12 protein-coding genes are annotated in these 11099 nt (G+C 70.2%); 7 read left to right on the forward strand and 5 right to left on the reverse strand.

Annotated features, from left to right (window positions below):
* Nucleotides 1–2: 2 nt before the first annotated feature.
* Nucleotides 3–395 (reverse strand): PPOX class F420-dependent oxidoreductase, encoded by a 393-nt coding sequence (locus AB0O48_RS11940; RefSeq protein WP_365064975.1) that lies wholly within the window; start codon nt 393–395, stop codon nt 3–5.
* Nucleotides 396–533: 138 nt separating this feature from the next.
* On the opposite strand from AB0O48_RS11940, the gene AB0O48_RS11945 reads away from it, so the two are divergent.
* Nucleotides 534–2219 (forward strand): ATP-binding cassette domain-containing protein, encoded by a 1686-nt coding sequence (locus AB0O48_RS11945; protein WP_365064978.1) that lies wholly within the window; start codon nt 534–536, stop codon nt 2217–2219.
* The gene (locus AB0O48_RS11950) at nt 2209–3654 is read left to right on the forward strand and encodes an aminotransferase class V-fold PLP-dependent enzyme (RefSeq protein ID WP_357570004.1); all 1446 of its coding nucleotides are present in this window, start codon (nt 2209–2211) and stop codon (nt 3652–3654) included. The genes AB0O48_RS11945 and AB0O48_RS11950 overlap by 11 nt, the downstream gene beginning before the upstream one ends.
* 19 nt (nt 3655–3673) lie before the next feature.
* On the opposite strand, the gene AB0O48_RS11955 is transcribed toward AB0O48_RS11950, so the two are convergent.
* The gene (locus AB0O48_RS11955) at nt 3674–4072 is read right to left on the reverse strand and encodes a hypothetical protein (RefSeq protein ID WP_365064982.1); all 399 of its coding nucleotides are present in this window, start codon (nt 4070–4072) and stop codon (nt 3674–3676) included.
* 291 nt (nt 4073–4363) lie between these two features.
* Here AB0O48_RS11955 and AB0O48_RS11960 point away from each other — a divergent pair, with 291 nt between their 5' ends.
* From AB0O48_RS11960 to AB0O48_RS11975, 4 genes are all read left to right on the forward strand, one after another.
* The gene (locus AB0O48_RS11960) at nt 4364–5611 is read left to right on the forward strand and encodes a family 16 glycosylhydrolase (protein WP_357570005.1); all 1248 of its coding nucleotides are present in this window, start codon (nt 4364–4366) and stop codon (nt 5609–5611) included.
* A 152-nt stretch (nt 5612–5763) separates the two neighbouring features.
* A complete protein-coding gene (locus AB0O48_RS11965; protein WP_365064985.1) occupies nt 5764–6786 on the forward strand; it encodes a DUF4331 family protein in 1023 nt (340 codons plus the stop codon).
* Between the two features lie 127 nt (nt 6787–6913).
* Nucleotides 6914–7462, forward strand: a complete 549-nt coding sequence (locus tag AB0O48_RS11970; RefSeq protein WP_357246065.1) for a hypothetical protein — start codon at nt 6914–6916, stop codon at nt 7460–7462.
* Nucleotides 7463–7478: 16 nt separating this feature from the next.
* A complete protein-coding gene (locus AB0O48_RS11975) occupies nt 7479–8483 on the forward strand; it encodes a hypothetical protein (RefSeq protein ID WP_357246068.1) in 1005 nt (334 codons plus the stop codon).
* 52 nt (nt 8484–8535) lie between these two features.
* On the opposite strand, the gene AB0O48_RS11980 is transcribed toward AB0O48_RS11975, so the two are convergent.
* The gene (locus AB0O48_RS11980) at nt 8536–8766 is read right to left on the reverse strand and encodes a DUF2188 domain-containing protein (protein WP_184183641.1); all 231 of its coding nucleotides are present in this window, start codon (nt 8764–8766) and stop codon (nt 8536–8538) included.
* Between the two features lie 72 nt (nt 8767–8838).
* A complete protein-coding gene (locus AB0O48_RS11985) occupies nt 8839–9486 on the reverse strand; it encodes a M23 family metallopeptidase (protein ID WP_357246071.1) in 648 nt (215 codons plus the stop codon).
* 358 nt (nt 9487–9844) lie between these two features.
* Here AB0O48_RS11985 and AB0O48_RS11990 point away from each other — a divergent pair, with 358 nt between their 5' ends.
* Complete coding sequence (locus AB0O48_RS11990) at nt 9845–10342, forward strand: hypothetical protein (protein WP_357246074.1); 498 nt, start codon at nt 9845–9847, stop codon at nt 10340–10342.
* Between the two features lie 67 nt (nt 10343–10409).
* Here the strand turns inward: AB0O48_RS11990 and AB0O48_RS11995 are convergent, their stop codons facing one another.
* Entirely contained in the window at nt 10410–11093 is a 684-nt protein-coding gene (locus tag AB0O48_RS11995; protein WP_357246077.1) for a hypothetical protein, read from the reverse strand.
* Nucleotides 11094–11099 lie beyond the last annotated feature (6 nt).

Genomic DNA, 11099 nt, shown 5'->3' on the forward strand with positions numbered 1-11099 from the left:
CGTCAGCCCATCGAACGCACCCGGTCGGGCTCGATGGTGAGGATGATCCGGACCTGGTCCCGGCCACCGAACCACGGGTACGGTCCACCGAGGTAGCGCTGCGCCAACGTGTCGATGTGCTCGGCGGCGCCCTCGGTGCTGGTCCCCACCACCCGCCCCCGAACCTCGTGGTAGCGGCCCGGCTTCTGCGGGTCGGAGATCGCCACCGCCACCCGTGGGTCCCGCCGGACGTTTCGCGTCTTCTGGTGGGATTCCACCGTGTTGATCAATATGTGCGTGCCGTCGGTGTCCACCCAGGTCTGGGTGAGCTGTGGCGAGCCGTCGGGCATCAGCGTCGTGACGAAGCAGGTGCTCGGCTCGCGCAGCAGCGTGAGCAGGTCATCGGGCAGATCCACGAGACAGTCCCCTTCCGCGTGACCAACCGTGTGGTGATCACCGGCCAACGGTCGCACAAAACTGCGTTGTCACTCAGTAGCATCGGCAGGGGACGATGTTCGTGCGGACCACTCCCCCGACCGGATCGGGCACCCGACATGACGACCGAGCAGACCACCTCTCCGTCACGTACCGGCGTCGGCATCGCCGCCAGTGCCCTGGGCCAGAGCGTCCGGGGCGGTCGCCAGATCCTGGCCGACGTCTCGCTGGCCATCGCACCTGGCGAACTGGTCGCGATCATCGGCGCCAGCGGGGCCGGCAAGACCAGTCTGCTGGAGCTGCTGGCCGGGGTACGGCGACCGACGGCGGGCGCCGTGACCTACGACGGCACCGCCCCGGCGGGAGCGGTCGGTTTCGTCCCGCAGGACGACATCATCCACCGCGAGCTACCCCTGGCCCGCACCCTGCGCTACGCCGCCCGGCTGCGTCTGGCGCCCGGCACCGGGCCGGCCGAGGCCACCCACCGAGTCGCGGAGGTGCTCGGCGAGTTGCGCCTCACCGACCGGGCCGACACCCCGGTGGGCCTGCTCAGCGGTGGCGAGCGCAAACGCGCCAGCATCGCCGTCGAGCTGCTCACCCGGCCCGGCGTGTTCTTCCTGGACGAACCCACCTCGGGGTTGGACCCGGCCATCGCCGTGGAGTTGCTCCGGGTGCTGCGTACGCTCGCCGACTCCGGGACCACTGTGGTGCTCACCACCCACCAGATCACCGACGTGGACCGCTGCGACCGGGTTGTCGTGCTGACCCGTCAGGGCCGTCTGGCGTTCACCGGCACGCCCGCCGCCGCCCGGGAGTTCTTCGACCTGCCGTCCCTCGTCGAGGTGCACCTGCGGCTCGACGAGGCGGCACATCCGGCCGAGTGGCCCGACCGCTTCGCCGCGCGGCGTGACGCCAGCCCGGCGGCCGGTGCGATCGGCGACGGTGACAGCGCCCTGCCAGCGCCCCGGCGGGTCGGCCGGCTGCGCCAGTGGGCCGTCCTCACCGCGCGCAACGCGGAGATCGTCGTCCGCAGTCGACTGACCCTGGCGATCCTGCTCGGCTCACCGGTGCTGGTGCTCGGCATGTTCGCGCTGCTGTTCCGTCCGGGGGCGTTCGAGCCCACCCGACCGAGCCCGACCGTGACCGTGATGATCCTGTTCTGGATCGCGTTCGGCGGCTTCTTCTTCGGGCTGACCTACGGGCTACTGCAGATCTGCACCGAGCTGCCGATCCTGCGCCGGGAGCGACTGGCGGGTGTCCGGCTGCTGCCGTACCTGCTGGGTAAGGTCGCGGTGCTGCTGCCGCTGCTGGCCCTGGTGGACCTGGCGCTGCTCGGGGTGTTGCGCGGGATCGACCGGCTGCCGCCGGTCGTCGGCACCGACTTCGCGGCCCTGTACGCGACCCTGTTGCTCTCCTCGGCGGCGGCGCTCACCCTCGGCCTGCTGTGCTCGGCGGCGGTCTCCGACGCGGCCCAGGCGACGCTGCTGCTGCCGATGCTCTGCTTTCCGCAGGTGCTCTTCGTCGGTGCCATCCTGCCGGTGCCGGCCATGGCGGTCGGCGGTCAGTGGCTCAGTGTCGCGATGTCGAACCGCTGGGCGTTCGAGGGTCTGGGGCACACCGCCGGGGTGGAACGGCTCTGGCGCGACGGCGGCTCCCCGCTCGGCCCGCCGCTGCTGGCCACGTACGGTGACAGCTTCTCCCGGCCGGTCTGGGTGAACTGGCTGGTGCTCGGCGGCTTCACGGTGCTCTTCCTCGTCGCCGCCTGGGCGGTGCTGGCCCGACGGGACTCCCGTCATGCGTCCTGAACTGATCCCGCACGCCTCCCCCGCGGCGCTGCCGGGATACGCCGCCACCGGCCGGATCGACGAGCTGCGCGCCACCGAGTACCGCCACCTGGACACCGCCGGGCAGGTGTACCTCGACTACGCCGGTGCCGGGGTCGTGGCGCGAGCCCAGGTACGCGAGCATCACGACCGGCTGCTGGCCGGCCTGTACGGCAACCCGCACTCGGAGAACCCCGGCAGCGCGGCGGCCGGTTCCCTGGTGGAGTCGGCACGACGCGCGGTTCTCGATTTCTTCCACGCGGACCCGTCCGAGTACGCGGTGGTCTTCACACCGAACGCCAGCGGCGCCTGCCGACTGGTCGGTGAGGCGTACGACTTCGGCCGCACCGCTCCGCTCGTGCTGACCTGGGACAACCACAACTCGGTGAACGGCATCCGCGAGTACGCCCGCGCGGCCGGCGCGGCCGTACGTTACGTACCGCTGAGTGGGCCGGAGCTGCGGGTCGCGGAGTCGGACCTGGCCACGGTGCTGCACGCCGGCCGTGGCGCGCGGCGGGGTCGGGGCCTGTTCGCCTACCCGGCGCAGAGCAACTTCTCCGGCGTGCGGCACCCGCTGGACTGGGTGGAGGTGGCCCACCAGCACGGCTACGACGTGCTGCTCGACGCTGCCGCCTTCGCGCCGACGAATCGGCTGGACCTCCGCGTCGTCCGGCCGGAGTTCGTGTGTCTGAGCTGGTACAAGCTCTTCGGCTACCCGACCGGGATCGGCGCGCTGCTGGCCCGCCGCGACGCGCTGGCCCGACTGCGCCGGCCGTGGTTCGCCGGTGGCACGATCCGCGCGGTCAGCGTGCAGGGTGACTGGCACCGGTCGATGGACGACGAGTCGGCGTTCGAGGACGGCACGCTCAACTTCCTGAGCATCCCGGACGTGGAGTTCGGACTGCGGTGGCTGGACACGATCGGCGTGGACCTCGTGCACGCCCGGGTCGGTCTGCTCACCGAGTGGCTGCTGGCGCGGCTGACCACGCTGCGGCACGCCAGCGGTCAACCCCTGGTGCAGGTGTACGGGCCGACGACGGGCGCGGGCCGTGGCGGCACGGTGACGTTCAACCTGCGCGACCCGGACGGTGCCCTGGTCGACGAGCGGTTGGTCGCGCGGGAGTCGGCGGAGGCCGGCTTCGCCCTGCGAACCGGCTGCTTCTGCAACCCGGGCGCGGGCGAGGGCGCGTTCGGCATCAGCCGGGACTCGGTGCGGCGGCGGCTGTTGGCGCAGGTCGACACGATCGACCAGTACCTTGCCGCGCTGCGCCTGCCGACGGGCGGCGCCGTCCGTGTCTCGTTCGGGCTGGCGTCCACCGCGACCGACGCGGAACGGTTCGTCGCCTTCGTCCAGTCGACCTACCTGGACCGTGGTGCCGGCGTCGAGGCGTCGCTGCCACCGCGGTTGCGGTGTTGACGCGGACGAGGCGGCGCGGCTAGCTGACCTGGACCACCGGTGCCGGGCGGTGCCTGATCTCCTCCATGAACGGGAACTGGGCGGTGAGTTCGGCGATGGTCAGCCCGGCCTGCCAGGCCGCGGCCACCTTGGCGACCTGCAACAGGTCCATCACGTCGCCGCGCGCCAGCACCTCGCCGGACACCCGCAGATCGATCATGAAGTAGCGGGCCTGCGATCCCAGCTTCACGCAGACCTCGCCCTTCCCGGAGTGCAACTCCGCGCAGGTGAAACGGCCCCGCCCCTGCTCGGGGGCGGTGACCTGGCCGAGTTCGAGCCCGTGGCGGGCAGCGGTGTCGATGAGCGCGGGGGCCAGACCACCTCGCTCGACCAGATCCGGGTAGAGGCGCACACCCAGCGCCGTCGACGCGTCGCTCATGACTGACTCCCACTTCCTTGTGACAGAGACCAGCAGCGCGCGGGTTACGAGAAGGTTTCCCGCACGCCTCGCCATCCTGTCCCGGGTGGACACCCCACGGCAATAGGAAGGGTCGATTCGACCGCTATCGAGTAACCCCCGCCCGACGACGACGGCGACGGCGCGAAGGGCGTTGCGGGCGTATTGGAAACACTCTTGACAGAAAGACTTGATATCGACATGCTTCTCTACGGAGAGCGCTCTCCGCCCTTCGCCGCGCAGCCTCCACCACTCCCCGCCGAGGAGCCTCCCGTGTTCACAGCCCGCACCCGGTCTCGTCCCCTCGTACTCCTGGCGGTCGCCCTCGTCGCGACCGCCGCGGCGCTCGTCCCGGCCCATCCCGACCGAGCCGAGGCCGCCATCGGCTCGATCAGCTGGCAGGACGAGTTCAACTCCCCGGCCGGCACGCCCGTCGACCAGAACAAGTGGCGCTTCGACATCGGCGGCAGTGGTTGGGGCAACAACGAGCGGCAGTACTACACCAGCAGCACCAGCAACGCCGTCCACGACGGCCAGGGCAACCTGGTCATCACGGCCCGCCGGGACAATCCCGCCAACTACCAGTGCCACTACGGGCGCTGCGAGTACACGTCGGCGCGGCTGCTGTCGGCGGCCACCTTCACCCAGACGTACGGCCGGTTCGAGGCCCGGATCAAGATTCCACGCGGCCAGGGCATCTGGCCGGCGTTCTGGATGCTCGGCACAGGCGGTGGATGGCCCGACGCCGGCGAGATCGACATCATGGAGAACATCGGCCGGGAGCCCAACACCGTGTACGGCACCGTGCACGGGCCCGGCTACTCCGGCGGCGGCGGCATCACCGGCAGCCGCAATATCGGGGCGCCGCTCGCCGACGGCTTCCACACCTACCGGGTGGACTGGGAGCCGAACGTGATCACCTGGTACCTGGACGGGGTCCAGTACCACCGGGTCGACCCCGCGCGGCTCGGCGGCAACCGCTGGGTGTTCGATCACCCCTTCTTCATGATTCTCAACGTGGCGGTGGGCGGCAACTGGCCCGGCTACCCGGACGGCTCCACGCAGTTCCCGCAGCAGATGCTCGTCGACTACGTCCGGGTGTCCAGCTACACCTCCGGCGGCGGCGAGCCGACTCCCGGCACCAGCCGGATCCGGGGCGCGCAGAGCGGGCGGTGCATCGACATCCCCAGCGCCAACCCGGTCGAGGGCGCCAAGCTCCAGATCTGGGACTGCAACACCACCGCGGCCCAGTCCTGGACCTTCGCCTCCGACGGGACGGTCCGCGCGATGGGCAAGTGCATGGACCCCGCCTGGGCCGGCACGGCGAACGGCACCGAGGTCAACCTGGTCAGTTGCAACGGCAACACCGCGCAGCGCTTCACCCTCAACGGCGCCGGCGACCTGGTCAACGTCAACGCCAACAGGTGTGTGGACGTGCGGGAGGCCAATCCCAACAACGGCGGCAAGCTGCACCTGTGGGACTGCATCGGGGCCGCCAACCAGAAGTGGTCCCGCGTCTGAGGACACCGACACGAGCGGGTGGGCCGTCCGACAGCACCTCCGGATGGCCCACCACCGTCCGGTGCTCGGGTTTACCTCGATAGGACAAAGGACCGCGTGACGCCCCGCTATGTTCGGATACGTCCAGAATCCGGCATTTCGGGAGTCAGCTCATGTCGCACCATCTCGACACCCCCCTCGCCGCGCAGGGCGGCCAGCTCTACATCGACGATCTGTACGTCTTCAACGGCGACCGCGCCACGGTGTTCGTCATGGATGTCAACAGCTCGGTGACGAAGGCGGACATCAAGCGCGGCTTCCACGCCGAGGCGCGGTACGAGATCAAGATCCACTTCAACGGCGCGGAGATGGAGGGGCTGACCTACCGGTTCGCCTTCGGCGAGCCCGACGGCAACGGCAGGCAGACCTTCCAGTTGTACGAGCTCGCCGGCGCGGATGCCCGCGACGACGCCGCGATGGGCACTCCCATCGCCGAGGGACACACCGGCGAGGTGTCGACCGGCGGCAACGTCCGGATCTGGGCCGGGCGGATCACCGACCCGTTCTACGTCGACCTCGACGAACTCGCCACCATCAACGGCGCGATCAAGAACGGCGCCCGGGTGGACCGGTCGGCCTGGCGGATGGACCAGGCCAAGAACAGCTTCGCCGGTACGACAGTCGAGTCGATCGTCCTCGAGGTCTCCCACGACGAGCCGCTGTTGCGCGACCGCACCGACATCGGCGTCTGGTGCCGCACGATGCTGGCCACCGACGCCGGCGGGTGGCGACAGATCAACCGCGCCGGCCACCCGATGATGTGGCCCCTGTTCTGGCCGCACGACACCGACTTCTCCGACCCCGCCAACGTCCGGCACCCCAGCAAGGACCTCTCCGAGAACGGCGAGGAGATCGCGAGCGCCGTCGCCGGCGTCGTCAAGGCGAACGGCACCGCCCCCGACCCGCAGGCGTACGGGTGGAGCGTCGCCCGGCAGCTCTACCCCGACCTACTCTCGTACCGGGTCGGCACGGCGGCCAACTATGGCTTCGCGGTCCGCAACGGGCGCGGCATGGCCGACAACGCACCGGAGGTGATGTTCTCCCTGGTGCTCAACACGGGCACCACGTCCGGCCTCACCCCGGAGGTCACCAAGGCCGCCCGCGCCGCCAGCTTCCCGTACGTGGTGCCGGCCTGACCTTCATCTCGCTCGGGCCCATGGTCCCTCGATGGGCGAATGCATCCTATTTATCCGGTATTAGGCTCCTTGCGCACATAGTCTTCTCGGTGCATCCCATGGGGGATTTCAGGATGAAGGAGACTTGATGCGCAGGAAAGTTCTCGCCGCCGGCCTGGCCGGTATCGCCGCAGCCGCCGCCCTCGCGGGGCCAGCCGCCGCGGACACGACCGGCGACACGATCGTGACCCTCACCGTCAACGCCGCCGGCGGCCTCTCGATCACGGTGCCCGCGACGGCGAACATCGGAAACGGCGTGGAGGGCACGACCGTCTCCGGCCAGCTGGGTCCGGTCACCGTCCTGGACCAGCGCGGTTCGCTCACGCCGAACTGGACCGCCACCGTCGTCTCCACGGACTTCGTCACCGGCGGCGGCAGCTCCGGAGAGACGATCCCGTCCATCAACGTCCTGTACTGGTCGGGTAACGCGACCGGAACGGCCGGCACCGGCACCTTCACGCCGGGGCAGCCGACCGCGGCCCAGGCGGTAATCATCAATGTCCCCCGGACGGCGTTCAGCAAGACGGGTGGTACCGGCAACAACTTCGCGAGCTGGAACCCCACGCTGCAGGTGAACATTCCGGACGGAACCGTCGAGGGTGTCTACACCGGGACGGTGACACATTCGGTGGTCTGAGCCGCTCGGCCGGCTGGTGCTGCTGGCCTCGGTCGCTCTCGTAGCGGTCGGGGCGTCGGCGGCACCAGCCGTTGCCGCGCGGGAGCAGCGATACGAGCCGGGGGACGATCCGGCCGCGATCAACCTCCAACTGCTGGACATCCCCGCCAAACGGGCCGAGGACCCGCGCGCCCGGGTCTACATCATCGACCACCTCAAGCCGGGCGCGACGATCAGCCGGCGGGTCGAGGTGCGCAACGATTCCCCGGTGTCACAGAAGATCGAGCTCTACGCCGGGGGCGCGTCGGTCGAGGAGAACGCCTTCACCATTCCCGATGACCGCACGGGCAACGAGCTCAGCGGCTGGATCAAGCTGAAGACGCCCACTGTCGACCTCGCCCCAGGCGAGCGGCAGCCGGTCGCGGTCGACATCGCCGTCCCGAAGAGCGCGTCCAAGGGCGAGCGGTACGCCGCCATCTGGGCGCAGGTGACCAGCGCGACGAAGCCGAACGGCAACGTCGTGCAGGTGCACCGGGTCGGTGTCCGTGTCTACCTCGACATCGGTCCGGGCGGTGAGCCGCCGACGGACTTTCGCATCGACGAGCTGGGCGCAGAGCGCGGGACAGGCGGGTTGCCCGTGGTCACCGCGCTCGTCATCAACACCGGCGAGCGGGCGCTGGACATGACCGGACGCCTGACGTTGAGCAAGGGAGCGGTCCAGGCCGGGCCGTTCAAGGTCACCAACGGCGTGACGATCCTGCCGGGCCAGAACGGCATGGTCCGCATCGAGGTCAACCAGTCCCTGCCAGCGGGCGTCTGGGACGCACAGGTGCTCCTCGCCAGCGGGCTGGTGGAACGGAAGGCGGAGGGACGGATCACCCTGCCCGTCGCGGCACCGATGGCGGTCGCGAAGTCCCCGAGAGCGGTCTGGCTCGCCTACGCGGTCGGCATCGTGGCACTGCTGGTGCTGGTCGCGCTGGTCGGCTGGTATCTCGCCCGTCGACAACGGGCACGAAGCACGCCTGTTCGCCGGTTGGGCTGACGCGGACTGACCTCGTCGGCGCAGCCGAGGAGGTCAGTCCGCGAAGGGGCGGTCAGCCCTCGATGTCGCGGGGGTCGCGGCTGCGGGGGTAGGTGTTCTTCTCCCCGATCGTGCCGTCCTGCTTCTTCACCACGTGTTCGACGCCACGGTCGGCAGCCATCTCCCGGCCCTGGGCCTGCGCGTCAGCCTTCACGTCATGCGTGCTGCTGGCCCGCTCGTTGCCCTCCGCCTTGTTCTTCCACTGCCCGTCCTCGTGGTACGTGTCGACGTCACCCTTGACCATGGCCGGCTCCTCTCCGCGTCTGAACTGTCCCCCCAGTCAGTGCCCCGAGCCGGGCCGGGCAAACCGCGGTCCTCAGGAGACGGCCGGGCAGTTGTTGCTCACCCGCCGGAGGATCTGTTCACGTTCGTCGGTGGTGATGCCCGACGCCGTGCCGTCGAAGTACGTCTCGACCTTGTCCCAGCCGCGCCGCTGCTCGTAGTGCAGGTGCGGCGCGCCGGAGTTGCCGGTGCTGCCGAGCCGCCCGAGCTGGTCACCCTGGGCGACCTTCTGGCCGACAGCGACCAGGGGCGGTTCGAGCATGTGCAGGTACTGCGTCTCCCACTTGCCGCCGTGGTCGATCTTCACCCAGTAGCCGCCACCGCGCCCCCGTGGGCCGTCCGGGTTCTCCGGGGTGCGGTCGCCCAACGACCCGTTGATGCCCGCCACCGTGACCGTGCCGGCGGCGGAGGCGAGCACCGGCCGCCCCCACGCCTCGCCCTCGATCGGAAAGAAGTCCACGTCGTAGTCGTCGTGACCGGGGTAGGTGCTGAGCTGCCACGTCTCGCCACAGGAGACCGGCATCTGGAAGAGCGGGCGCGGGCCGGCCGGTCGCAGCATCGGCACCGCGACCACCGCGATGCCCAGGACGGCCGCCACCGCGACGAGCGCGAGGAGGATGCGAAGGGCGCGACTGCGAGGACGGCGGTGGGAAGGGGCTCTGGGCGGGCGGCCGGTCGTCATCGAGCCGAGCATGGCAGATCCCGGCAACACCTCGGCCCCCGGTCTCCCCGCCGCGTCGGACGCCACGGTCGGCTGCTGGTAGCCCGGCTCGGGGACTCGTCACCGTAACGTCACCGGCAAACATCGATTCGCCCCGCCGGCACGGCGACGGCCGTCCGAGTCGCCTAGGTCCTCGGCAGAGGCGCCGGCTCCAGCGGTAATACCATTCGCGGGTCTGCACTATGTCCACTTTGGCAGTGCGCAGGGATCACGGCCGATAGGCTCGGTACAAGGAGACGCAGCGGATCAGCACGTGATGACGGGAACAACAATGCGCAGGCCCTTTGAACTGACCGTGGCAATCGGAGCGGCATGCCTGGTGGCTTGTCCCACGCCCGCCCGGGCCGACAGCACCGGCGACGTCACGGCCACCGTCGTCGTCGCCGGCGGCGAACTCTCCATCATCGTGCCGGCGAGCACAGATCTCGGGCAGGGGTCGCCCGACGAGGGCATCTCCGGTCAGCTCGGCACGGTCACCGTCGTCGACGATCGCGCACAGCTCGCGGCGACCTGGGTGGCGACCGTGACAGCGACTGACTTCACCACCGGTGGCGGGACGCCGGAAGAGACGATCCCGGCCAGCACGATCGACTACTGGTCCGGACCAGCTACGCAGGACGTCGGCACCGGCGTCCTCGTACCGGGTCAGCCCACCGCGGCCGAGGCGGTGCCACTCGCCACGGAACCCAGGGCGTTCAGCAGGACCACCGGTGACGGACTGAACAGGGCCAGCTGGAACCCGACCTTGATCTTTGAGCTGTCACCGTCCACGGTGGTAGGCGTCTACACCGGAACGGTGACCCACTCGGTCGGCTGATCGGCGCCGTACGACAAGCGCCGGCTCGGCAACCGCCTCTCGGCGGCCGACGCGGCTCGAGGCTCGCTCAATCCAGACTGACCGCGCCGGCCATTCGGTCGGTGCTCTCGGTCGGTCGGGACGCCGAGTGGGCGGGCACGGGCGCAACCCGGCGTCGGCGGTGGCGAAGCAGGACGATCGCGCCCAGGCCGACGATGAGCAGCGCCACCACCGCACCTGCGGACCAGAGCCAGGACATGCCGGAGCGCTCGGCGGCCGGGGCGACGGCGCCGGCCGGGAGCAGATCGGAGTGGGTCGCGCAGACGAGTGGCTTCTTGCCGTCCTTGGCGGTGGCACACGCGACCGTGGCGAGTCGCAGAAGATCCTTTGGCGTCTCACCGACCCGGGCCACAGTGGTGAAGGTGGACTCCTGACCCACAGTGAGGTCGGTGTCCCAGGTGACCGCGCCGTCCCGAGACTTGCCTCCGCGGTCGGCGGAGACGAGGGTCAACCCGGTCGGCAGGCTCTGCGAGACCTTGATGTCCGCCACTTTGGTGGTGCCGAGATTGCGGACGGTGAGCCGGTATGTCAGCTCGTCGCCGGCGGCGACCTCGGTCCGGCCGTCGTCCACCGTGATGCTGAGCAGCGGGCCGGGCGGCGAGGCCGACGCGGACGGCTTCGGCGTCGGGGCCGCCGCCTGCGCCGGGGCGACCGCTGGCCCGGCCAGCACCCAGGCGGCCAGTGCGGTCGCCAGGACAGGGATCCTTCGCATGATGCT

The organism is Micromonospora sp. NPDC085948 (genome assembly GCF_040686315.1).
In the GTDB taxonomy this organism is placed as follows: domain Bacteria; phylum Actinomycetota; class Actinomycetes; order Mycobacteriales; family Micromonosporaceae; genus Micromonospora.